Origin of the sequence: Arthrobacter sp. Soil762 (assembly GCF_001428335.1) — a bacterium.
GTDB lineage: Bacteria > Actinomycetota > Actinomycetes > Actinomycetales > Micrococcaceae > Arthrobacter.
In genome coordinates this window covers 709,266-733,667 of the sequence record NZ_LMSG01000001.1, presented here as the reverse complement: position 1 = coordinate 733,667, position 24,402 = coordinate 709,266, and the positions used below count along the sequence as shown (strand labels likewise).

Below are 24,402 nucleotides of genomic sequence, written 5' to 3'. Positions count from 1 at the left end.
AGACATGGAAAAAAGCCCTCGCCCAGATGCTCGTTCCCGTCCGGGTGGGACCAGCGCCGCTCGAAAATCTGCGGGTGATCCACTAGTGATATTTGGTGGAGCCTTGCGTTCAGGCATTGAGGGTAACGGAGCGGGGATGCTGCAACTCCTCCGCAAGCTTTTGCGAAATCCACCGGCAAGCTTATCGGAAAGCCCAGATCTGCTGGCTATCATCTCCGCTGTGACGAACGAGGCTGTGCCCCCTTCCATGCCGCTGCGAGCGGTCCGTGAAGCCGGTGTAGGGCGAGCACAAGCTAGGGAAGTCAATACGTCCCCCCTTGTTGCCCCTACGAAGCAGCTTATGCGGGAGTATGCCCGAGTTGATCGTCCACGTATCGATCTCCCTGACTCCCTTACCCGTGAAGACTTGGAGGACATTGAAAAGCCAATTCTTTCTGCTCCGGCAGATACCGTTGTGGACGACGTTATTCAAGAGCACGTCGGAAAATTACTTGCGGAAATGGGGGTCCCCCCAACGCGCACTCTATTGCTGACCGGGGAACCAGGTACGGGCAAAACAATGACCGCGAAGTGGATCGCGGCTTCACTCCAACGTGAGCTTTACACCATTGATCTTGGTGCCCTAATGAGTCACGAACTCGGCCAAAGCGCCGCAAACTTGCAGCTAGCTATGCGAACAGCTGCACGCCATTCTGCCGTTCTCTTCATCGATGAGCTTGACGCCGTTGCAAAGTCACGAGGCGACTCGTCGGATGTCGGTGAGGCGCGAAGATTGGTAAACGTATTTCTCCTAGAGTTGGATCAGTGGCCTGAGGGCCACTTACTAATAGGAGCCACCAATCATCCCGAGCTCTTAGACCGAGCAGTAGGCCGTAGATTCGAACGCAGAGTCAATCTTTCGCCACCAGATAATAAGGTTCGCGCTGAAATCATCATGCGTATGTTCCCGTATTGGGAGACGCATGATGCTGTACTTTTGGCGGAGCTTACGCCAAATGCTACAGGGAGTGATTTACGTTCGTTGGCTCTGGCTGCCCGACGACGTGCAGCGGCCAAAGGCTCGCGTGATGTGGGCCTAGCAGATGCAATTATTTGTCTTCATCCAAACCCCAGTGTTACAAAACGTCAGCGAGACCGGATGATTACGGTACTCCACGCGCAGGGAATGAGTGCTCGCGCGATAGCATCAATCATTGGGATAACGCATCCCACCGTCGCTGCAGTGCTCAAAAGCGATGAAGGCACCACTTAAGCATCTGCGGTTGTCATCGCATCGTATTTCTAGGGGAAAAACTTGACTCCACCTGACTCCAGGCCTATTTCTGCCCGCCCCCTACTAACTGGTGGCGAGAAGCTTAGGGAGGAACTTACCGTTCGCCCTTCAGGCGGTGGACCCAAAAACTATCCGGTCTCTTTGAAGGATAGCGTTGTGCAGTTACTGCCACAAGCAGTCAAGACCTACGAGGAAGCCCTTAACCTACCTGACCGACTGAAGGGTGAAAAACTTGTTTTTCGGGCTACTCTTCGCCCCGAGTTCCTAGCCAATAGCTATTTTCCTGTCGACCTACTGAAGGCCGTTTCGGCAACGGCGATTGGGAGTATTCCGGCCCGAGGTACACGGCAGGCAACGCAGACCCGCTTGGAAATCAGTGATGCGGATACGAAGACGGTATTGGCTTCAGGTGACGCTGAAAGTTTGGCCGCCTTGATCGAGGTTTTGGAGCATCCCGAAAGCAGCGCCGTGTCCGAGAGGGTGAGGCTCAACATCCAAGCGATAGAACGGATAGAACTGGCACACCCAAAGTACGCCGGTCCGCCAAATGAAGCCAGCACTGGGCAACTTGAGACTTGGGAGGCTGTACTCCACCCTCAGGCGGGGAAGAGCGGAGCGGCCGACTACGCGTCAGAGGTCACGCAGCAGCGTTGGTTTGAGCTCATCGCAAGCCTTGGAGGATCGCACGTCCAAGACTGGATCCGGCAAAGCGGCGGACTCACTTACGTTCCAGTACGCCTCGATCAAGAATCGGTAGAAGAGGCTCTGCAATTCAATGGCCTCAGGCAATTGTCGCCAATGCCTCGACCAAGACATGCTGAAACGGTCGTCGAATTGCCAGAAAGCATCCTGCTCCCGGTGCCAATGAGCCTAGTAGAAACTTCACGACCGCTGCGAGTAGCTGTATTTGATGGTGGGGTAGATGCTGCCTCACCATACTGGGCAGGCAGGGTGCGGGAAATTCCTCTGGGTCACATTCTTCCTGACTCAAGAGCTGATGATCACGGTTCGCTAGTTACAAGTGCGTTGCTGTACGGTCCCGATCCCAAAAACCCTTTGATGCCCGCTAATATGACCATTGATCATTACCGTGTATGGCCGCAAGTTAATCAAAATAGCTTTGAAATGTATTGGCTCCTCGACATGATCAAGGAGCGTGTCGCTGAGAACGACTACCAGGTTGTCGTTATATCAACTGCGCCCGAACGCTTCGCAGAGTCGGACATAGTGGATCGATGGACACATGAGTTGGATCAACTTTCCCATGAGCGAAATGTATTGTTTGTCTCCGCGGCAGGGAACAACGGAGAGCAGAGCTCCGAAACAGGCCAAGATGGAATTCTATTGCCAGGAGACATGGTTAATGGGATGGCGGTGGGGGCGAGTTCATCCAGATCTCCAAGGCCTCGACGAGCAATCTTTAGCGCCAAAGGCCCAGGCCGCGTCGGCGGGCGAGTTCGACCTGATGGAATCGCTTTCGGTGGGACGGACCAAGTTGGATTCAACTTCGTTCGCAACAATGGAACCGTTGCTTCGATGGCGGGTACTAGCGCTTCCGCCCCGCACGTCGTCCACGGCATGGCCGACTTGGCGCAGAGGTTGGGCCCCCGCCGTGTAAATCCCGTCAGTCTCAGGGCATTCAATGCGCACTTCGCTCTTCCTGTAGCGGCCAGACTGCCCGTCACCGAAGTTGGTCATGGCGCACTCCGTGAGGATTGGGAATTCATCAGCGATGACGAAGGCCAAATCGCACATGTGCTTTTTGAGGGCGTAATTTCTCGTGATGAGTTCATACCGCTTCTTTTGCCAGTGCCTGATGCCGCAACCAGTAGTTCTATATCGCTCCGTTATACTCTGGCAACAAGCACTGCTGTGGATCCTAAAGATCCCGTGGAATATACAAAAGCAGGTTTAACTATTCGCATACGCCCGGATGCGCGGAAGTTTGTATTTTCTAAAAAGAATGCCAAAACATATAATCTACATCTCGTTCGTGACAAAGCTTTGATTGCACAACTAACTGCAAATGGTTGGACTGCGGCGACAGATCCCGTATCGATGTCACTAGGCTACCGTGGCAACACCGAAACTGTGCTGAGGGAAGAAGGAAAGTGGGACACACTTCGGACCTTTTCGCGGAAATTCCAAACCGGCAACGTCTATAGGCCCAGAGTTGAATTGTCCCATCTCGCCAGGGAAGATGGGCGTCTCACGAATAATGCCCCGGACTTGTCATGGGCGCTGTTGGTGACCCTTGAAGGGCCAAAGGATGTAGCAATGCACGACCTAGTTCGGAGTCAATTCCCGATTCTTACGCCCCTGCCCGTGCCCGCAGCCAGGGTCACCACACAACCTTGAGGCCTGTCGTGACGGCGCACCCTTGCCATTTTCAACAAGGCTTGAGTTCCGATGTAGCGTGGAGGCGTGGCGCGACAGCGGGCTTTGAGTAGTATCCGTATCTCTTCCTTGGCGTTGCCTTTGGCCTGCGGTCTGTCGGTTGCGTCATCGGTTGTAAAGAGTTGGGCTGCGTTGTCCGCGAGGTCCAGTGCACCCGTGCCTTGCCGAGGCCACGTCCCCGATGGCCCTTGATTTGCTAGGACAGGTTCTGCTGGCCGCGGTCGCTGCCTGTGTCGCCAGTGAGGCCAAGTTGAAATGGTCAAAGCCAGAGGCGTTGGGCGGTAGCCGATCCGGCAGCGCCGTCGGGAGCCCTGCCGATGCGTCGATCGCAACGATCAGCATGCCGGAGCCATTAGGCGAGTCGCTGTCTGACGATTCAATCCTACGCCTTTGAAGTATGTGGGCTTTCGCCCCGAAGTACTTTATAGCAACCGCTTCGCCGTTCATCTTAATCTCCGCCGCTCCGGATACGGCTACGGGCCGGGTTGTCAGAACCCTCGGAAAGATATTCACGTTACGGAATGTCAACTGTCGGCCTCGCAGCCGTGACCAATCACTGGAGCGAGGTCGTAGGTAGCCCACCATCCACCCCCGTAGTACACGGACACACAGCGCAACGTTGCAGTCGCCAGACGTAACCTGTCTAAATGCCTCGTTTTGCGCTTGATATAGACTCCGTCCCCCGCCCCGTCCGCGCCCAGGAGCTCCTGGATGCAGTGAACCACCGGGTCGTTATTGCCGACGGGGCCATGGGCACCATGCTGCAGGGCAGGGAGCTGTCGCTCGAGGAGGACTTCCAGGGCCTGGAAGGCTGCAACGAGATCCTCAACGACACGCGCCCTGATGTCCTCGCAGACATCCATGACGCGTATTTCGCCACCGGCATCGACGCGGTCGAAACCAACACCTTCGGGGCCAACTGGTCCAACCTCTCTGATTACGGCATCGATGACCGGATCGAGGAACTCGCCCGGAAGGGCGCAGAGATCGCCCGCGAGCGAGCAGAAGCGGCAGAAAAAACAGACGGACGGATGCGGTGGGTCCTGGGCTCCATGGGGCCGGGCACCAAGCTCCCCAGCCTCGGGCACACCAGCTACGACTACCTCAAGCAGACCTTCGCCCTGCAGGCCGAGGGCCTCATCGACGGCGGAGCGGACGCCTTCCTCATCGAGACCAGCCAGGACCTCCTGCAGACCAAAGCCGCGGTCAACGGCTGCAAACAAGCCATCGTGACCCGCGGCATCCGGCTCCCCATCTTCGTTACGGTGACCGTCGAGACCACCGGCACCATGCTGATGGGCTCCGAGATCGGTGCGGCGCTCACCGCGCTCGAGCCGCTCGGCGTCGACGCCATCGGCCTGAACTGCGCCACCGGGCCGGACGAGATGAGCGAGCACCTGCGCCACCTCGCCAAACAGTCCTCCGTGGCCATCGCCTGCATGCCCAACGCCGGCCTCCCTGTCCTCGGCCCCAACGGCGCGCACTACCCCCTCTCGCCCAGTGAACTCGCCACCGCGCACGAGCAGTTCGTGCGCGAATTCGGCCTGGGCCTCGTGGGCGGCTGTTGCGGTACGACGCCGGAACACATGGCCGCCGTCGTCGAGCGTCTTGCGCCCTTCCGCACCAGCGCCGCTGTCACCAGCGGCGGTAGGGGCGCCGACGGCAGCCGCGTTCCCACGGAGCGTGAAGCAGGCATCGCTTCCCTTTACCACCACGTGAATTTCGACCAGGAGTCCGCGTACCTGGCCATTGGTGAGCGCACCAACGCGAACGGCTCGAAGGCGTTCCGCCAAGCAATGCTCGAAGAGCGCTGGGACGACTGCGTCGACATCGCCCGCGAGCAGGTCCGCGTCGGCGCGCACCTGCTCGACGTGTGCATCGACTACGTGGGGCGCGACGGCGTGGCCGACATGAAGGAGATCGTCTCGCGTTTCGCGTCGGCCTCCACACTCCCTCTGGTCATGGACTCCACCGAACCGGCCGTACTGCAGGCCGGGCTCGAACACATCGGCGGCCGCCCGGTGGTCAACTCCGTCAACTACGAGGACGGCGACGGCCCGGACAGCCGCTTCGCGCGCATCATGCCGCTCGTGAAGGAACACGGCACCGCCGTGATCGCCCTGACCATCGACGAACAGGGCCAGGCACGCACCACCGAGGGCAAGGTGGCCATCGCCTCCCGCCTCGTCGACGCCCTGGTGGGCGAATGGGGCATGCGCGTCGAGGACATCATCGTCGACGCCCTGACCTTCCCCATCGCCACCGGCCAGGAAGAAACCCGACGGGACGGCATCGAAACCATCGAGGCCATCCGCCAGATCACCGCGAAGTACCCCGGCATCCAAACCACCCTCGGCGTCTCGAACGTGTCCTTCGGCCTGAACCCGGCAGCGCGCATGGCCCTGAACTCGGTGTTCCTGCACGAGGCCGTGCAGGCGGGACTGACCAGCGGCATCATCGATGCGGCCAAGATCGTTCCGCTCGCTTCACTGCCCGAGGAGCAGCGCAAGGTGGCACTGGACCTCGTCTATGACCGACGCGAATACGACGCCGACGGCAACGTCACGTACGACCCGCTGAACATCATGCTGGACCTCTTCGCCGGCGTCGACACCGCAGCGCTCAAGGACCAGCGCGCCGCGGAACTCGCGGCGCTGCCCACCGGCGAACGCCTGCAGCGGCGCATCATCGACGGCGAAGGCAAGGGACTCGAAGCGGACCTCGACCTTGCACGCAGCGAAGGCATGGCCCCGCTGGCCATCATCAACGACCAGCTGCTTGAGGGCATGAAGGTGGTGGGTGAGCGCTTCGGCGCCGGCGAGATGCAGCTGCCGTTCGTGCTGCAGTCCGCCGAGGTGATGAAGAACGCCGTCGCCCTGCTCGAGCCGCACATGGAGAAGTCGGATTCCTCGGGCAAGGGCACCATGGTGATCGCCACCGTCCGCGGCGATGTGCACGACATCGGCAAGAACCTGGTGGACATCATCCTCACCAACAACGGCTACAAAGTCATCAACATCGGCATCAAGCAGGGGATCGCCGAGATCATGGCCGCAGCTGAGGAGCACAACGCCGACGTGATCGGCATGTCCGGCCTGCTGGTGAAGTCCACCGTGGTGATGAAGGAAAACCTCGCCGAACTCCAGTCCCGGGGCCTCGCGAAGAAGTGGCCCATCATCCTCGGCGGCGCAGCCCTGACCCGCGCCTACGTGGAGCAGGACCTGGCGGAGCAGTTTGAAGGAACCGTCCGGTACGCCAAGGACGCCTTTGAGGGGCTCGCGCTCATGGAACCGCTGGTGCAGGTGGCCCGCGGCGCCGACCCGGACGCCGTCGGCCTTCCGCCGCTGAAGAAGCGGATCCACAAGGGCGGCCCCAAGTTCACCGTGACCGAGCCCGAGGCCATGCCCGGCCGGTCCGACGTCGCCGCCGACAACCACGTGCCCGCGCCGCCGTTCTGGGGCACGCGCATCGTACGCGGCGTGGCACTGCACGACTACGCGGCCATGCTCGACGAGCGCGCCACGTTTATGGGGCAGTGGGGGCTCAAGCCCGGCCGCGGCGATGACGGCGCCTCCTACGAGGAACTGGTGGAACGTGAGGGCCGGCCGCGCCTGCGGTACTGGCTGGACCGGATCCTCGGCGAGGGAATGCTTGATGCGTCCGTCGCCTACGGCTATTTCCCGGTGGTCGCCGAAGGGGAACAGGTGGTGGTGCTGCACCATGGGGAGGATCACGACGGCGTCCTCGGCACCGCGGGACTCCTCGCCCCCGACGGTGGTTCCGGCGGTCCGATCGGCACCGAGCGCCTGCGTTTCGATTTCCCGCGCCAGCGCCGGGACCGGCACCTGTGCCTGGCAGACTTCGTGCGGTCCCGCGAATCGGGGCAGGTGGACGTGCTGCCGGTGCAGCTGGTCACAGCCGGTGCCAAGATCGAAGAGTTCACGTCCAAGATGTTCGCTGCCAACCAGTACCGCGACTACTACGAGCTCAACGGCCTGGTCATGCAGCTCACCGAGGCGCTGGCGGAATTCTGGCACGCGCGCATCCGCTCGGAGCTGGGTTTCGCCGCCGAGGAGCCGAAGGACAAGGCCGGCCTGTTCAAGCTCGAATACCGCGGTGCGCGGTTCTCGCTCGGGTACCCCGCGTGCCCTGACATGGAGGACCGCCGCAAGGTGACGGACCTGCTGAAACCCGAGCGGATGGGCGTGGTCCTCAGCGATGAGCTGATGCTGCACCCCGAACAGTCCACCGACGCGTTCGTGTTCCACCACCCGGAGGCCAAGTACTTCAAGGTGTGAGTTGAAGCCGGTCTTTGGCCTGGGCGGATGTAATGCATCCACGTAGCTGGTTGGAATCTGAGCTGTCCATCGGAAGGCAATTAGGAAACACGATTTGGACCCTATCGTGACAGTGTTTGTGGGGCTTCCTGACGTCAGGTTTGGGTGTACGTGAGTTGACGTACGATGGCGCCCGGGGCGTCGGATTGGAGTCTCATCTTTCGTTCTGATCGGTACCGACCGGTACTGCGAAATGTCCTTGGCACAGATTTGCAAGAATCTGATCAGTGAGCGCTTCAATGCCGCCTTCGGATGTCACGGTCATTCCGGCTTCCGCTGCTTCCAGGGCCTCGAGCGTCTCCAGCTGTGAGGTGAGAAGGGATACAGGCATGAAGTGTCCTGGACGCTGGACCAACCGCTCCTTCAATACCGAAGGGTCGACCTTTAAGAGGACGAACCTGGTGGAAGGAGCGGCTGCGCGGATAGCGTCACGGTAGTCGCGTTTGAGGGCCGAACAGGCAACCACGATCCCATGGGGGTGTTCGCCCGCGAGTTCTGCGCCGACCAGGCGAAGCCAGGGCCGTCTGTCTTCATCGGTGAGCGGTACGCCAGCTGTCATTTTTTCGACGTTCGCCAAGGGATGCAGGTCGTCTGCGTCCTTGAAGGTTGCTCCGAGCCGGGCTGCCAGGGCAGCGCCGACCTTAGTCTTGCCCGAGCCCGACACGCCCATGACGACAAGGGGGCCATGCACTACAGCGCTCCCTGTTGCGCTGTTCCTGCGGGCATCGGCACCAGCCGGGTCACGACGACGGGTTTTTCCAGCAGGCCTTCGAGGGAGGCGTTCAGGCGTTTGACCGGTTCACCTTGGCCGTGGGCGTCGAGCAGCGCAGCTGATTCCCATTTCTCGATCATGAGGATCTGGTTGTTTGGGGCTTCGTGTATCGCGTAGAGCAGGCAGCCGGGTTCCTGGTGGACTTCGCTGATTGCGGGGGAGAGGGCGGCGACGACCTGGTCGAAGGCGCCCTCCTTCGGGCTGAAAGCAGCGGTGACGACGATGGTCACGGTGAGGTTCTCCTTGCTTCATAGGGTGCCCTGGAGGGGCGTGGGAGGGTCCTTGAGGACGCGGCGCGGACCGACGGCTAAAGTGCGTCAGTCCGCGACGAACATCCGCTGAGTGTCCTTCAGACTTAGCTGCGGACAGCGAGGTTTTCCTCAAGGGCAAGGGCCTCGGTTTCGCGACGCAGTTCGAGGGCCTGGTCGAGCGAGTCGTCCATGATGACGTCTTCCCAGCGGACGATTCCGCCCTTGGCCACGTCATTGCGCAGTTCCACGTGGTGGGCCAGCGCGACTGGCAGTGCACCGGTAGTCACGGAGTGCTTCGCGGAAACGAGTTGGCCCCAGACGGTGTATCCGCCTTCGCCGTCGAGGAATTCACCGGCTTTAAGGTCTTTTTTGGCGGTGGCGACCACGTCGCCAAAGAACCCGATGGGTGAACCCGTGGGGATTCCGCGGAGGACGGCGTTGGCGATGGATACGTTCAGTTCCAGGCCGACGTAGTGGTAGGGGCGGTACAGGGCAGCGTACTGGCCGGTGGGGTCCGGGTGCCAGGGGTATTCGTTGAAGCAGCCGGAGACGTAGGCGTTGGTGGCCTTCACGACGACGAAAACGCCTTCCTGGGTGTTGTGGGGGATCCAGGTGCCGTCGCGGTTGACACTGGACATGACGTCGACGGTCCCTTCGTGTGCGAGGGCTCCTCCGACGTCGGCGGGCCGGCAGATTGAGGCGATTTCCTCCACGTCTCCCGGCGTGAACGTCAGCCCGGTGTCAGAGGGGACCAGTCCTGCCCCGTTGGCGACGGCGGCCATTTCGATGGCGGCCTTGGTGCCGTCCCGGAACGAGGTGTGCATGTTGGGGTTCAGCTGCCCGGAGTCGGTGAGTTCCTTGGAGAATTCCCAGTTTTCCCAGACGTTGTCGGGGTTCATCTCGTGGTAGTGCTCGAGGAATTTGGCGCCCTTGCCGGCGCAGACGACGTCGAATCCGCTGGTGCGGGCCCAGTCGACGAGTTCCATGATCAGGGCCGGCTGGTCGCCGTATGCCATTGAGTAGACAACGCCGGCTGCTTCTGCCCGCTTGGCCAGGGCGGGCCCTGCCAGGGCGTCGGCTTCAACCGTGACCATGATGATGTGCTTTTTCGTTTCGATGGCGCGCAGTGCATGCTTGACGCCAACGATGGGGTTGCCGGTGGCTTCCACGATGATGTCGATGTCGACGTCGAAAAGCTCATCAGCGTTGGCCACGATCGCGGTTGAGCGGTCCCTCAGGGCGGTTGCTATGTCGGGAGCGATCTGGTCTTTGGGCCATCCAACGAGTTCAAAAGCACCTTCAGCGCGCTTGACGTTGATGTCTGCGATGGCGACGACGTGGATGCCCGGAATGTTGTTTGCCTGGGCCAGGTACATCGTCCCGTAGCGTCCGGCGCCGATCAGGCCAACCCGGATGGGCTTTCCGTCGGCCTCGCGCTGGGTCAGGAGATGGTGCAGATTCATGGGTTGCCTTTCAAGGGATACGGCGCTGTTCCGGAAGGGATGCGGGCTGGTCTGGGATCAACCGCAGCTTTTGGGCTCCTACTTTTCACCTTGCGGCTCGCCGCCATTGGTGGTGAGGCTGCAGACCAACCGGGATCGAACTAAGGTAAAATAAGTGGAACCGGTACACTTTTATGTCACAGGGGCAGGGCCAAGGTCAAGCCCTAGGCTGAAAAAGGTTCCAGATGTCCAGGAAGTGCCACCTAAGGAGTAGGCGTGCAGAAACAACCGACCATCCGCGATGTTGCCCAGGTGGCCGGGGTGTCCGTTGCAGTCGTCTCCCGGGTGCTGAACCCGGGATCAGGTCCAGTCGCTGAAGCCACACGGGGCAGGGTTAACGACGTCATGAAGAACCTCGGTTACCATCCCCGCACGGCGGCCAGGGAGCTCAAGTTTGGCCCGCCTACTACGCTGGGGCTGCTGCTCGCCGATGTCTCGAACCCCTTTTTCGCCCGACTCGCCGACCGGGTGGTGCAGGAGGCGCACGCCCGCGGAATTCAGGTGCTGCTGATGACCACGCAGGAGGATGACCAGCTGGAGTCAGAGCGTCTGGCGACACTGATCGAACGCAGGGTCAGTGGGATTATCGCCACCCCGACCGGCAACAACCTGGCCATCTGGAAGCAGCTTCAGGACCTCGGGACTGATGTGGTTTTTGTCGACAGATCAATTCCTTCGCTTCCCGAAGTTGACGTGGTGAGCATCGACAACTTTGAATCCGCGCGGTCTGCTACTGCGCTCCTCGCCGCCCACGGCCACCGCCGCATCGGGATCATCTCCGGGCCCGCTGCCTCATCTACGGGAAGGGACCGGATCGCCGGCTATCGGCAAGCCCTGGAAACAGCCGGCCTGGAGCAGGATGAGCTCCTCATCCGGCACGCCGCGTTCCGCGGGTCGGCGGGAGGAGATGCCGCGTCGGCGCTGCTCAGCATCGAGGAGCCGCCCACCGCTTTGGTGGTGGCAAATACCGCCCAGGTAACCGAAGTTCTGCGGCGCCTCTCCCACGCCGGAATAGACATCCCTGGGACGCTGTCCGTCATCGTCTTCGAAGATTCACCTTGGACCGAACTCATGACCCCGGCCCTGACAATCGTCAGGCAACCCATAGATCTGCTCGCCCGGCACTCTGTGCAGCTCGCTTTGTCCAACACGCAGGGCAAGACGTCGGGAGAACCCAAAATCATACGCGTAGCCGCCGAACTGGTCGAACGGTCCAGCGTTGCCCGGGTGCACTTCACAAAGTAATCCAAGCTGGCATCCGCTCCCAACGGTTTACAGCCCCGCCGGCGTGTGGTAAAAAAGTGTACCGGTTCCACTTCGGGATGATTCACGGCGGGAAGGCAGCCTGCGCGAGCACCGCCGCGTCTACAAAACACTGGGCAAGCGGGACGAGAAAGCAGCAAGAGCAGCCCTTCTCGACCATATCCGCACAGCCCAGGACGCTTAATCACCGCCATCAAAGCATCAGTACCCCTGTCCGTGTAGGCCAGGAACCAGCAAGTATTCAAAGGAGAATCAGATGCCCAAGCGCATCCTCGCCACCGTAGCTGTGGCCGTTGCACTCACCGTTACTACTGTCCTCACCGGTTGCGGCGGGGGCGGGGCGCCCGGCGCCGGCGCGCCCAGCACCACCATCCGCCTCGGCCTCGGCGACCCCGCAACCTCTTCCGTGGGCGTCACTGGAAAGCACTTCGCCGACAAGGTTGCCGAGCTGAGCGACGGCAAGGTCAAGGTCGAGACATTCCCCGACGGCACCCTTTTTGGCGGAGACCAGAACGCCGCCGTCAACCTGCTTGGAAACGGCACGCTGGACTCGACCATCATGTCCACCTCGGTATACGCGTCCTTCGAACCAAGAATGAATGCCATCAGCCTTCCCTACCTCTTCAAGGACACGGATGAGGTCACCAAGTACCTCCAAGGCGAACCGGGCAAGGAACTGCTGGGCTCACTGGACAAGCTGGGCATCAAGGGCGTGTCCATGCTGACCCGTACTCCACGGCACACCACCAACTCGATGCGTCCCATCACCCAGCCCGAGGACTTCAAGGACCTGAAGCTCCGCGTACCGCAGAATGACCTCTGGGTTAAGTTCTTTGGCTCACTGGGCGCCAACCCGACGCCGATGGACTTCAAAGAGGTTTACACCGCCCTGCAGCTCGGCACTATCCACGGCCAGGAAAACCCTCTGGAAGTTCCAGTCAACAACAAGTTCTTCGAAGTCCAGGACTACCTCTCCCTGACGGGCCACATCTCCGACGGCTTCGTCCTTGGGTTCAGCAAGAAGAAGTGGGACTCCTTCGATGAGGACACCCGGAAGGTCCTGCAGGAAGCAGCGGACGAGACCGCTGACTTCAAGACAAAGTACGACAACGACGAAGCCACCAAAACCCTCGACAAGCTCAAGGGCGAAGGCGTGAAGATCAACGAGCTGACGCCCGAAGCCAGGGAAAAGTTCCAGGCGGCAGCGCAGAAGGTCTACCCCGAGCTTGAGGGCAAGGTAGGCAAGGAATTCGTCCAGTCAAGCCTTGAATTCCTTGGACGTTGAGGTGACGGGTCCAGTGCAGGAGACGAGTTCAGTGCATGATGATGGAAGCACCCCAACCCGGGGGGCCGAACACCAGGCGGCCGAACATAGCATCAAGGTGGTTCCGGTAGGCGAAGTCTCGGAACCTCATGGTCTGATCTGGAAGGCCGTGGATGCTCTCCTCTTCGTCGGAATCTGCGCGATGCTGCTCAGCCTTGCTGCCCAGATGGTCAGCCGGCAGATGGGAGCCTCGCTGCCATGGACCGAGGAACTGACCCGTTTCCTGTTCATGGACACCACCTTCCTGGGGATGGCAGCAGGCTTCCGGGCCGCCGTGCACCCGCGTGTGAACTTCGCTGTGGCGTGGGGACCAGCCTGGCTCAAGCAAGTCAGCATGCATCTCTACGCCATCTGCGGGACCGTGTTCTTCAGTGTCCTGCTCTACAAGACGTGGGAATTGATGCTGCAGCAGTACGCCGCCGGAGAGTCCAGTCCTGCCCTGGGACTGAAGATGTTCCTGGTAACCCTGCCCCTGGTGATCAGCGCGGCACTGGCCATCGTCGCCCATATCACAACCGTCTACTTCTCCCCGTATATGCGTAAGAGAATCCTCGAAGGAGAGATGATCGCATGAGCCTGACCCTGCTGGGCATATTCCTCCTCCTGCTGCTGCTGGGCGTTCCGCTCTCAGTCTCACTCGGCATTGGCGTCATCGCCACGCTGCTGATCTTCGACATCCCCCTCGAACTATTACCGCAGTCCATGATGAGCTCCATGAACAGCTTCCTGCTGGTTGCTGTCCCCTTGTTCGTCCTGGCCGGCAACCTCATGGCCGGAGGGGGTATCTCGGACCGGATCTTCCGTGGCGCCGAAGTCATCTTCGGCCGCTTCCGCGGCGGCCTTGGCCAAGTGAACATCGCATCGAGCGCAATCTTCGGCGGCATCTCCGGTTCCTCCGTTGCCGACATTGTCAGCCTCGGCAAGATCGAGATCAAGGCCATGACTGACCATAAGTACCCGCGGCCCTACGCGGCAGCAATGACCATGGTCACCGCTACCCTGTCCTCACTGATACCGCCGAGCATCCTCATGATCATCGCCGCCTCGACCGCGAACGTCTCGGTAGGCGCTGCACTCGCGGGAGGATTTGGACCGTCCATTGTCCTGATCATCGTCCTGATGCTTGTGAATTTCTTCCTGTCGGCACGCCATGGTTACGGCGAGGTCTCAAGGACGCCTTTCAAGAAGGGCCTTCGGATCGTCCTCGGGGGAATCCCGGCCATGGGCGGCCCGGTGATCATCCTGGTGGGCATGTTCAGCGGGCTCGTCACGCCCACGGAGGCGGCCGCCGTTGCCGTCTTCTACAGCCTGCTGGTCGGCATCTACGTCTACCGGGACATGAAGTGGCGCCAGATGCCCAAGATGATCGTGGACGCCGGCCTCACCACCGGCACCATCCTGCTCATCGCCATGATCGCCGGCGTCGCCTCTTACATCTTCACCATTGACGGGCTGCCGGCAAAGGTCAGCAGCTGGCTGCTGAGCGTCAGCACTAACCCCACCATCGTCATGCTACTGATCGGCCTGATCCTGATCGTCATCGGAACCGTGATGGACAAAGTCGCAGCCATCCTGCTTTGCACACCGGTGCTCATGCCCGCGGCCGTGTCTTCCGGTGTGGATCCCATCCACTTCGTCGTCTTCCTCGTTGCTGCCCTTGCCGTTGGCCTGGTCACGCCGCCTGTCGGCGTCTGCCTGTTCGCGGCATCCTATGTCAGCGGGCTGCCGATGGAGAAGATCGTGAAGGCCGCGGTGCCGCTGTACGTGGTCATGGTGATTGCCATCGTCATGCTGGCCATCTTCCCGCAACTCATCCTGTGGCCGTCTGATCTCCTGACCAAGCAGTAACGCCGCCCCCAATTCGCTATCCCATACAGTCACAGAAACAGGACAACTATGCCTTCCCCCATCCGGAAAACCGTCAGCGGCTACATTGCCGGTCCTGCACGCCCTAATCGCTAAAGGATCCCCAATGCCTGAACATGACCACCCAGCGCTTGCCCTGATGGGATTAGGGCCGATGGGGGAACCCATGGCGCGCCGGCTGCTGAAGGGCTACGGCGAACTGACAGTCTGGAACCGGACTACTTCGAAGGCCGAAGCATTGGTGGGCCTGGGCGCCCGCGTTGCGACCTCACCCTTTGAGGCGGCCGCCGACATCGTTCTCACCGTGTTGCCAGACCTAAGCCACGTCGAAGCGTTGCTTCCGGGAGAAGAGGGCCTGATAGCCGGATGGACAGCCAAGGGCATTGCCCGACCGATACTCGTCGTGCACGGAACCGTCTCGCCGGGGGCAGTGGCGGCCTTTGGCGAACGGATGCTTCGCGAACACGGCGTCCGAGTCCTGGATGCCCCCGTCAGTGGCGGCACCGTGGGCGCCGAAAACGGCACCCTGAGCATCATGGTGGGCGGGGACGAAGACACGTTTAGCTCGGTCACCCCGGCGTTCGGGTTCATGGGCAGCACCATCCGGCACATGGGTTCGGGAGGTTCGGGCGCGCTGGCCAAGGCCTGCAACCAGATCGTGGTCGCCGGCACGGTCACGGCAGTTTCCGAAGCCATGCTTCTCGCGCGCGGCGGGGGACTGGATCCATCAGTGATGCTTGAACTGCTTCGGGGTGGGCTGGCCGACTCCGAGGTGCTGCGCCAAAAAGGGCACAGATGGATAGACGGCGATTTCACTGGTGGCGGCAGCGCCCAAAACCAGCTGAAGGACCTCAACTTCGTGCTGGGGGCGGCTAGGAGAGCACTCCTGGAGCTGCCCCTGAGCACGGTAATCCGGGATCTTTTCGAGGATATGGTCGCGCGGGGCGACGGCGCCCTTGACCACACAGGAATCCTCCGGACCCTTGCACAGCGCACCAGCGCAGCCCTGTGAACATCTGTTATCAGGCACCCGCAGGGTGCTTGATAACAGAAGGCCTGTCACGAGCGGGTGTCGAGGTAGTGCAGAATCGCCCGGGCCGTTTCCTCCGGAGCGCTGACGTGGGGGCAGTGCCCGGTGGCCTGGAGCTGCACCAGGGTGCTGTGATCCAGATTCTTGTGCAGGTAGGCGCCCACTTCCGGCGGGGCAAGCCGATCGTCGGAGCACTGCAGAATCAGGCAGCTGGTGCGCAACTTTTTCAGTTCAGGGCGGGTGTCGGAGAAAAAGGTTACCCCGGCGAAGTGCCGTGCGATGGTCGGATTTGTCCGGCAGAAGCTGCCACGCAGATCCTCCGCTAATTCCGGCTCTTGCGGGTTGCCCATAACCATGGGCGCCAAGGCCGCGGCCCAGGCGAAATAGTTGCTGTCCAGAGATGCCAGCAGGCCCTCGATGTCTTCCCGCGAAAACCCGCCCACGTAGCCGTCGTACGGGTCATCCGTATGACGGGGTGAAGGAGCAAGCAGGACCAGGTGGGAGAAACGGTTGGGGTCCTGCACTGCGGCGATCACGGCGATCATCGTGCTGACACTGTGGCCTACCAGGATGACGTCCTCAAGTTCAAGGGCGGCGCAAATCTCCAGCAGGTCCGACGCGTACCCATCCAGGGACCCGTACTTCTCCCAGTCATAGGCACTGATGTCGGAGTTTCCTGCACCAACATGATCAAAAAGCACCAGCCGGTAATCGTCTACGAAATAGGGCAGCAGCTTCCGCCACATAGCCTGATCGCAGCCAAAACCGTGGGCAAACATCATCACAGGCCCATCATCCCGGCCAAATATGGTGACATTGTTCCGGCCGATTACCGCAGCAACTGCTTCGATCACATCCTCACTGACCCTCCGTAGGGTGGCGTCCTGTCCCAGACTATCCACAGGAAATAGCGAATCCTAGGATCCTCCGTGTCCTTGGCCTACGCAGTCAGGCTGCTGCACAGCCGCCAGGAGAACGCCCTAGCCATCCCGACGTCGACCCTGACCGCTTCGGCCGCGAGACAGCCGCAATGTGGGACCGGCTCCAAGCCCAAACGCACCATGGAACTGTCCTCAAGCCCCGATTTGTAGCCGGTCCTTGGCCTGCGCGGGCTGTGCCTGCGCGCCCTGCCCGCCTGGTCCAGGAACCTGGCTGAAGACCGGCTTCACCCGCCGGAGTGCCGCAAGGATGGCCCGCCCCACCACAGCGATTCCGATCACCGTGGTGACCGCGCGCAGGGTGTCCCAGCCCGCCGTCGACGTCACCAGGGAATAGAGCAGGAAGCTGCTGAGGTTGGTGCCCAGCGGCGCGCCGGCCACGTAGGAGATGCCGGTTCCGGCGCCGACGGCGAAGGGCCAGAACCACAGGTTGGTCAGCAGGCCGAACAGGTAGGACGCGACGATGCCGTAGGCGGACAGCATCCACAGTTCGGCCCATCCGCGCACCCGGCGGGGGAGCAGGCCTGCGCCCGCGCCCACCCACGCACACGCGAAGATCTGGAACGGTGTCCAGGGACCGATCCCGCCCCACAAGGCGCTTGAGACGGCGATGGTGGCGGCGCCCAGGAGCATGCCGAAACGGGCACCGAAGGCCCGGCCGGCCAGGATCAGCAGGATAAAGACTGCCTCCACGCCCCCGACGCCGGTGCTCGCCACCCGCACTGCCGAGCCCACTGCGGCCAGGACACCGAGCAATGCGACCGTGTGCGCGGAGCTGACCGAGCCGTCCATGGACACCACGATGGCAACGACGGCGAGCGGCGCAATGGCCAGCGCCGCGTACGGCAGGGCAGCGGCGGCATCCTCCGGGAAGGCCGCGGCGAGCAGCGGCCAGCAGAAGGCACCGAGCGCCAGAAGGTTTGCCGCCGCGAGGACGGCGAGCTCGACTCCCCGCGGCATGCGGATGCGGCGCCGTCTTGCCGGACCTGGGGAGTCTGGTTCGATGACCCGCGGTTTTAGTCTGGCCCCCGCTGGCCGGGGGAGTGGGAGGGGCGCTTCGGGGACCTCGGCCGCCTTGGAAGAGGGCGCGATGCCGTCACGCATCGGGAGGATGCGGGCGCCGAGGCCGTGGGCAAAGGCGAGGTCGTGCGTGGCGATCAGGACCGCCGTGCCGGAGTCCGCAGCGGCCCGCAGCGCCGCCGACACTGCCGTGCGCGCCGCAGGATCGAGTCCGCGGGTGGGCTCATCGATCAGGAGCACCTGGGGATCGTCCATGGTCTGCAACGCGATGGCAAGGATCCTGCGCTCTCCCGCAGAGAGGTCCCGGGGGTGCTCCTGTCCGATAGGCATCCGAACATCTCCCCGCAAGCGGGCCAGGCGTGACTCCGCGGGCACAGCGGCAAGCCGGTCACTGGCCGGGCGCCGGTCCGGGTGACGCCGGTCTGCGCGGCGGGCGCGCGCCTGGCGCCGGTCGGCCGCACGGAGCTCTGCTGCGACGGTATCCCTGGTGAAGAGGTCGTCCGAGGCGTCCGGCACGAGGGCGACGCGGCCGCCGTCGAGCGTTCCTTCACCACCCCTGCCTTCACTGCCGGTGCCTTGACCAGCCGTCCCTTCACCGAGGGCGAGCGCCACCAGGAGGGACGACTTCCCGGCCCCGTTCGGCCCCACGAGAGCCACCACTTCACCGCGGTGCAGGGTCAGGGATGCCTCGCGCACCAGCGGCTTGCCCTTGCGGTGCACCGCGAGGTTCGTGGCAGTCAGGACGGGCGCGTGCACTACTGGCTGTGCCGGCGTCGGACGGGCAACGGCAGGGGGCGACGTCGGGGAGGGCGCAGCACCCGACACCAGGGCGCCGTCGTCGATGGTCCACCATGAGTCTGCAACGGGGACCAGCGGTTCTGCCCGATGCTCCGCCACGATGACGCAGGCGCCGTCGCCGGCGAGGGCGTTGAGTACGGCGATGACGTGTCTGCGGGCCGCGGTGTCGAGGTCGGCCAGGGGTTCATCCACCAGGAGCAGTGCGGGCCGCTCCACCACCGCGGCGGCGATGGCCACGAGTGTTGCCTCGCCGGCCGAGAGGGTGCTGATGTTGCGGTCCAGCAGCGCCGTCACTCCGATCCGCTCCGCGACGTCCAGCACCCGGGCTTTGGCGGTCGCGGAGGCCAGGCCGCGCAGCTCAAGGGCGAGGGAGATTTCGTCCCGGACCCGGGTAGAGGCGAAGGCGGCGCGGGGATTCTGCAGGACGACGCCGATGAGGCGGGCGGTGTCGCGCGGCGGCGTGGTGGCACGGTCTGTTCCGGCGATGCGCACCGTGCCGGAGATTTCGCCACCGTCAACGTGGGAGAGGAGGCCGGCGATGCCCCGCAGGATGGTGGACTTGCCGGAGCCCGTCGGCCCGGTGATGACCGTAATGGAACCGCTGGGCGGCGTGAACGCTGCGACGCGCACCTGGGCGTCACCAATACGGAATTGTGCGTCCCGGACGAGAACCGGCGCTTCGGTGGCTGGGCCGGGTTGCTGTGCTTCCCGGCTCCCGAAGCCGCGCAACTCCAGAGCCGCGGCAACCCGGCTTGCGTGCTCCAGGGTGCGCTCGAGCACGGGCACCAGGGCGCGCGCTCCGAACCGTTCGCCCCGCAACCGGAACGCCAGACGGACGGAGGTCACGGCGTCGGCGAGTGCGGGGAGCGCCGCCCACGCCACCACGAGGGTCCGGGCAACGCCCTGCATGGGGCCGCGGCGGGCCAGGTGGACAAAGCCGCGCGCCACGTCCACAAACGCATTGATCACGCCGAAACCGAGGAGCATCCCGGCGATCGGCAGGGCGGACAGGACCGCCGCCCATAGTCCAGGTCCGGTGACCGGGCCGAGGAGGACCACATGTGCGTACGGGGCAGCCAGTCGAACCGCCGGCAGGTCGAGCAGGACGGGGTCACCAATGCCCGCCCCGTTGAAAAGGACGCGGTAGATGACCCGCGCCGCGATGAAGACGACGGCGAGAGCCGCCCCTGCACGTAACGGCGCGGGTCGAAAGGTCATGCTGCGGGGGCTGCCGGTTCGCCGTCGACCGCGTAGAGCAGTTCAAGGCTCTCGCCCGGGCTGACCTGCAGGGTAGCGAGGCCTTCCTGGGCGTAGGCCCAGTCACCGGTGGCCGGCTTCACCCAGAGGGACCAGTAGGCAAATGCGGCGGGCATGCCACTGCATTCTTCCTTGTACGTGCCGCCCTTGTGGGTGATGGCGAGGTCTGCAGCGGGCACGCCGTTCACACGGCATACGAGTTCGGTGGGGTACTGGGTGGTGCCTACGGTTTTTACGTCTGCCTCTTCGAGCACCTTGGAGGCGGGAGTCGCCGCGTCCACGGGGACGCAGACGGACGTGTCAGCGGCATCCTGCTTCAGGGCGCCCGAATCGACGATCACCTTCACGCCGGCGCAGGGCCCGGAGGCTGCGCTGGGTGATGCCGTTGCCTGCGACGTCGCGGAGGAGGCGGGCTGGGTGGCGGCCGGCGTGGAACAGGCGGCAAGGGTAAACAGGAGACCGGCGGCGGCGAGGGAGCTCGCGGCGGCGGTGCGGATCTTAGTCAAAGTCACGTGTCAAGGGTAGGACGTTGCCTGCCCGGAGCGGGATGCCGTCGCGTTGTGTGACGTTAGTTCTCCACTGAATCCAGGAATGACGCCTTGAGCAGCAGGCGTCATTCCCTTTGGGCGGTGGAGCGACCACACTTCAACCACGCATCCGACAACAGTGCCCAGGCGGAGGCTTTTTATGAGCCAATTTCGCAACCTTGTGTCTGCCGACGTCGAGGTTTACCTTAATCCCATGGCTCGGCGAATTCGCGGAGATGCGACAGCGGCGGCGGCCGTCATGGTGGCGGGATCGGCGACGTTCCTGACCGGGGCCTTTATGCCAGTCTCGCGGGTGTATGTCGAAGGAGACCCGCAGCGCAAACTGGCCATTCTGCTGGCGGACCCGGGGCAGTGGAGTGCCCAGCAAATACTCTTGGCCGCAGGCACAGCTGCGTTGCCCGTTGGGGTGGTGCTGCTCGCCCGTCACTGGGATGCGGGAAGCGATCGGGGCAGCCCGGAACCTTTGGCGGGGCAGCGGCTTGCCCAAGGCGCCGCGCTTGCATGGGTCGCGGGAGCTGGTCTGTTCCTGGGTCATCTGAAGGCGCGATACACGGATCCGGAGGCCTTCGCATTGGGGAATATGCCGGGCTGGCCCTTTCAGGGGTACATGGGGCTGAGCCTTGCCGGCATGGCTGCCCTGGGTGGCGGGCTGCTGGCACGGGCGCGTGCTCACACCGATTCCGGCGCCATGCCAAGGGACCCGCGCTGGCCGGGCTGGCTCAATGTGGGCGGGGCCGGAGTCTTCGCCGCCGTCCTGGTGGGTACCGGTGACTTGCCGCCCCTGCTGGTCTACGTCGTGGAGTTGGCGACCGGGGCTGCGCTGATACGGCAAGTCCGCCGGGGCGCCAATCTGGGGAGGCCAGCCTAAGTCCTCACGGAGGAGCTTCCGCCGTCGTCCGTTTCCTTCCCTTCTGACTGCTTCTGATTCCGGCAGAGCTGGGGGTGTCCAGCAGACACTGCCGCAGGCAAAACAGCCTGCGTACCGTGGAACTTGTGGATAGAAAAGAAGAGATTCGTGAGTTCCTGATTTCGCGTCGTGCGAAGGTCAGCCCGGAGCAGGCCGGGATCCCCAGTTACGGGGACTTGCGGCGTGTGCCGGGTCTGCGCCGTGAGGAAGTGGCGCAGCTCGCCGGGGTGAGCACGGACTACTACACGCGGCTGGAACGCGGCAGCCTCCGCGGCGTCTCAGAGTCAGTCCTCGAGGCCGTGGCCTCGGCCCTTCAGTTGGACGAGGCCGAACGGGCACACCTGATGGACCTGGCGCGGACGGCCAACGCGCCGTCGAGACGGACTCCCCGCCGTCCGGCGCAGCAACGGGTCCGTCCCGGAGTGCTGCGCCTGCTGGACGGGATGACCGGAGTGGCCGCCATGGTGCAGAACGGCCGAGGTGACGTGCTCGCCGGCAACATGCTGGGCCGGGCCCTGTACTCCGAGGTATTTAACTCAGCTGTGTCGTTTGGTCGGGACGTTCCGGGCCGGCTGCCGAACCAGGCACGCTACATCTTCCTCGATCCGCGCGCAGCCGACTTCTACCCCGACTGGAATGCCATCGCGGCAATCATGGTCGCGATGCTGCGCCTGGAATCCGGCCGGAATCCGCACGACCGGGCGCTGAACGAGCTGGTCGGCGAGCTCACCACACGCAGCGGACTGTTCGCCTCGCTGTGGGCCGGTCACGACGTGCGGATCCACACCACGGGAACCAAGCGCTTCCACCACCCGGTGGCCGGCGACCTGTCCCTGCAGTACGAAACGCTGGACCTTCCCGGCGACGAAGGGCAGGTTGTGTTCACCTTCACCGCCGAGCCCGGCTCCGCCTCCGAAAACGCGCTGGCCTTCCTTGCCAGCTGGGCGGCATCGCCACCCGAAGAAGTCACTCAAACAGCCACCGCCGGCGATCCTGCCGGCGGATCCACCGCCCCCGTGCGCTCCCACGCGCAGCCAGGGCTCACCACAGGAAAGACGGAACCCTCCCATGACTGAACAAAACACCCCCACCGAGCAGGCCAACACCACGGGCAAGAAGGTCTGGTTCATCACCGGAGCCGGCCGCGGCATGGGCACCGACATCGCGAAGGCAGCCCTCGCCGCCGGCCACGCCGTGGTCGCCACCGGCCGCAGCCCCGAAAAGGTCACGCAGGCCGTCGGCGACAACGCGAACCTCCTCGCAGTGAAGCTCGACGTCACAGACCCTGCCGACGCGGCCGCCGCCATCCAGGCAGCCGTGGACCGGTTCGGCCGGATCGACGTCCTGGTCAACAACGCCGGCAACTTCTACGCCGGGTTCTTCGAGGAAATCACCCCGGCGGACTTCCGGGCACAGATTGAAACCACCATGTTCGGGCCCATCAACGTCACCCGCGCGGCCCTGCCGGTCCTGCGCGCCCAGCGCTCCGGCCTGGTGGTCACCATCTCCTCCACCGCGGGCCTGGCAGGCGGCGAGTTCCTGTCCGCCTACGCCGCGTCGAAGTTCGGCGTGGAAGGCTGGGCGGAGTCCCTGGCCCCTGAGGTCGCACCGTTCGGCATCCGCTCCATGATCGTGGAGCCGGGGTTCTTCCGCACCGAGCTGCTCACCCCGGAATCCACCAGCTACGCCGAATCCACCATCGAAGACTACGCCGAGCGCACCGCCCAGACCGTCGCCGGATGGAAGAGCATGAACGGCCTGCAGGGCGGGGACCCGGCCAAACTCGCCGACGCCCTGATCCAGCTCGCAGAACTGGACGAGCCGCCGCTGCGGTTCGCCGCCGGAGCCGACGCCGTGGGCGTCTTCGAGACCCGGGGCAAGGCTCTCCAAGAGCAGGCCGACGCGCACCGCGAACTCTCCAGCAATCTCGCACTAAGCGACGCCTGACAAAACGGAAACGGACGACGGCGGGAGGTCCCGCCGTCGTCCATCACCCACCACCGCAACGCCCCACCACCACAGTCCAGCCGGACGCCAGCAGCTTCTTGCTGCCCAAAAACCGGCACCAACCCCGTAGGAGAACCTCCCATGACATCGAAACTGACCGGAACCACCGCCCTCGTCACCGGCGCCAGCAGTGGCATCGGAGCCGCGACCGCACGGCAGCTCGCAGCCCTCGGCGCCTCCGTGGCACTCGTCGCCCGACGCCGTGACCAGCTGGAAGCCCTGGCCGCCGAAATCGAACAAGCCGGCGGCACAGCCCTGGTCATCGAGGCAGACATCACCAGCCGCGCCCAGGCCCAGGCCGCCGTCGACCAGACCGTGGAGCGCTTCGGGCAACTGGACATCCTGGTCAACAACGCCGGCCTGATGCTCCTCGGCCCGGTAGTCGGCGCCGACCCCGAGGACTGGGAGCGCATGATCGCCGTCAACGTCCAGGGCCTGCTCCACACCACCCACGCCGCCCTCCCGCACCTGCTCAAAGCCGCCGAGGACAGTGCCCGCCGGGTCGCGGACATCGTCAACATCAGCTCGATCGCCGGCCGCGTCGCCTGGAACGGGTACGGCGTCTACAACCTCACCAAATTCGGCGTCAACGGCTTCACCGAGTCCCTCCGCCAGGAAGTCACGCAGCGCCACGTACGCGTCGGAGTCCTGGAACCCGGCGGCGTCGACACCGAACTGGGCTCGCACAACACCGCCGAGGTCCGCGGCGAAATGATCGACCCCTTCTTCGAGCAGACAGAGGTCCTGGCCCCGGAGGACATTGCCGACGGCGTTGCCTACATGGTCACCCGGCCCCGGCACGCCTCCATCGGAGAGCTCTGGATCATGCCCACCGACCAGGCCTGAACGGAGGCGCGGGAGCAATCACGACGTATGCCCCGGAGCAAGGCTCCAGGGCATACTCCGGGATTG

Annotated in this window: 18 protein-coding genes and 1 pseudogene; 13 read left to right on the top strand and 6 right to left on the bottom strand. The window is 63.4% G+C overall.

Translation table 11 applies throughout. The features are described 5' to 3' along the window. Positions 1-136 precede the first annotated feature (136 nt). From ASG77_RS21050 to metH, 3 genes are all read left to right on the top strand, one after another. Positions 137-1,252 (top strand): AAA family ATPase, encoded by a 1,116-nt coding sequence (locus tag ASG77_RS21050; RefSeq protein ID WP_162254913.1) that lies wholly within the window; start codon positions 137-139, stop codon positions 1,250-1,252. A 177-nt stretch (positions 1,253-1,429) separates the two neighbouring features. Beyond that, a complete protein-coding gene (locus tag ASG77_RS21045) occupies positions 1,430-3,631 on the top strand; it encodes a S8 family serine peptidase (RefSeq protein ID WP_082575802.1) in 2,202 nt (733 codons plus the stop codon). A gap of 686 nt (positions 3,632-4,317) precedes the next feature. Further along, positions 4,318-7,968 carry a methionine synthase gene (metH, locus tag ASG77_RS03405; RefSeq protein WP_056341061.1) on the top strand — a complete coding sequence of 1,217 codons (3,651 nt, stop codon included), beginning with the start codon at positions 4,318-4,320 and terminating at the stop codon, positions 7,966-7,968. Between the two features lie 193 nt (positions 7,969-8,161). Here metH and ASG77_RS03400 read toward each other — a convergent pair whose 3' ends face one another. The 3 genes from ASG77_RS03400 to ASG77_RS03390 form a co-directional block, all read right to left on the bottom strand. Beyond that, a complete protein-coding gene (locus tag ASG77_RS03400) occupies positions 8,162-8,698 on the bottom strand; it encodes a gluconokinase (protein WP_156380161.1) in 537 nt (178 codons plus the stop codon). Continuing rightward, positions 8,698-9,009, bottom strand: a complete 312-nt coding sequence (locus ASG77_RS03395; RefSeq protein ID WP_056341060.1) for a putative quinol monooxygenase — start codon at positions 9,007-9,009, stop codon at positions 8,698-8,700. The genes ASG77_RS03400 and ASG77_RS03395 overlap by 1 nt, the downstream gene beginning before the upstream one ends. Before the next feature lie 125 nt (positions 9,010-9,134). Then, positions 9,135-10,493, bottom strand: coding sequence for an NAD(P)H-dependent oxidoreductase (locus ASG77_RS03390; protein ID WP_056341057.1), 1,359 nt, complete (start codon positions 10,491-10,493; stop codon positions 9,135-9,137). A 255-nt stretch (positions 10,494-10,748) separates the two neighbouring features. On the opposite strand from ASG77_RS03390, the gene ASG77_RS03385 reads away from it, so the two are divergent. From ASG77_RS03385 to ASG77_RS03365, 6 genes and pseudogenes are all read left to right on the top strand, one after another. Next, positions 10,749-11,777 carry a substrate-binding domain-containing protein gene (locus ASG77_RS03385; protein WP_056341056.1) on the top strand — a complete coding sequence of 343 codons (1,029 nt, stop codon included), beginning with the start codon at positions 10,749-10,751 and terminating at the stop codon, positions 11,775-11,777. 85 nt (positions 11,778-11,862) lie between these two features. Next, positions 11,863-11,979: pseudogene (locus ASG77_RS22970) on the top strand (hypothetical protein); the annotation flags it as partial. Positions 11,980-12,051: 72 nt separating this feature from the next. Continuing rightward, on the top strand, positions 12,052-13,080 hold the full coding sequence (locus ASG77_RS03380) for a DctP family TRAP transporter solute-binding subunit (RefSeq protein ID WP_056341054.1): 1,029 nt from the start codon (positions 12,052-12,054) through the stop codon (positions 13,078-13,080). Positions 13,081-13,111: 31 nt separating this feature from the next. After that, complete coding sequence (locus tag ASG77_RS03375; protein ID WP_056341052.1) at positions 13,112-13,693, top strand: TRAP transporter small permease; 582 nt, start codon at positions 13,112-13,114, stop codon at positions 13,691-13,693. Next, positions 13,690-14,967: a TRAP transporter large permease gene (locus ASG77_RS03370; protein ID WP_056341050.1), complete on the top strand. Its 1,278-nt coding sequence runs from the start codon at positions 13,690-13,692 to the stop codon at positions 14,965-14,967. The genes ASG77_RS03375 and ASG77_RS03370 overlap by 4 nt, the downstream gene beginning before the upstream one ends. Before the next feature lie 124 nt (positions 14,968-15,091). After that, positions 15,092-15,997: an NAD(P)-dependent oxidoreductase gene (locus ASG77_RS03365; protein WP_056341048.1), complete on the top strand. Its 906-nt coding sequence runs from the start codon at positions 15,092-15,094 to the stop codon at positions 15,995-15,997. Between the two features lie 47 nt (positions 15,998-16,044). Here the strand turns inward: ASG77_RS03365 and ASG77_RS03360 are convergent, their stop codons facing one another. The 3 genes from ASG77_RS03360 to ASG77_RS03350 form a co-directional block, all read right to left on the bottom strand. Beyond that, positions 16,045-16,869, bottom strand: coding sequence for an alpha/beta fold hydrolase (locus ASG77_RS03360; protein WP_082575801.1), 825 nt, complete (start codon positions 16,867-16,869; stop codon positions 16,045-16,047). Positions 16,870-17,088: 219 nt separating this feature from the next. Then, positions 17,089-19,989, bottom strand: coding sequence for an ATP-binding cassette domain-containing protein (locus ASG77_RS03355; protein ID WP_056341046.1), 2,901 nt, complete (start codon positions 19,987-19,989; stop codon positions 17,089-17,091). Continuing rightward, entirely contained in the window at positions 19,986-20,540 is a 555-nt protein-coding gene (locus tag ASG77_RS03350; RefSeq protein WP_056341044.1) for a hypothetical protein, read from the bottom strand. The genes ASG77_RS03355 and ASG77_RS03350 overlap by 4 nt, the downstream gene beginning before the upstream one ends. Positions 20,541-20,715: 175 nt before the next feature. Between ASG77_RS03350 and ASG77_RS03345 the strand changes: the two genes are divergently transcribed. From ASG77_RS03345 to ASG77_RS03330, 4 genes are all read left to right on the top strand, one after another. After that, positions 20,716-21,444, top strand: a complete 729-nt coding sequence (locus tag ASG77_RS03345) for a hypothetical protein (protein WP_056341042.1) — start codon at positions 20,716-20,718, stop codon at positions 21,442-21,444. A gap of 125 nt (positions 21,445-21,569) precedes the next feature. Then, complete coding sequence (locus ASG77_RS03340) at positions 21,570-22,559, top strand: helix-turn-helix transcriptional regulator (RefSeq protein WP_056341626.1); 990 nt, start codon at positions 21,570-21,572, stop codon at positions 22,557-22,559. Then, on the top strand, positions 22,552-23,430 hold the full coding sequence (locus tag ASG77_RS03335) for an SDR family oxidoreductase (RefSeq protein ID WP_056341040.1): 879 nt from the start codon (positions 22,552-22,554) through the stop codon (positions 23,428-23,430). Before ASG77_RS03340 ends, ASG77_RS03335 begins: the two co-directional genes overlap by 8 nt. A gap of 141 nt (positions 23,431-23,571) precedes the next feature. Continuing rightward, the gene (locus ASG77_RS03330) at positions 23,572-24,336 is read left to right on the top strand and encodes an SDR family NAD(P)-dependent oxidoreductase (RefSeq protein WP_056341038.1); all 765 of its coding nucleotides are present in this window, start codon (positions 23,572-23,574) and stop codon (positions 24,334-24,336) included. Positions 24,337-24,402 lie beyond the last annotated feature (66 nt).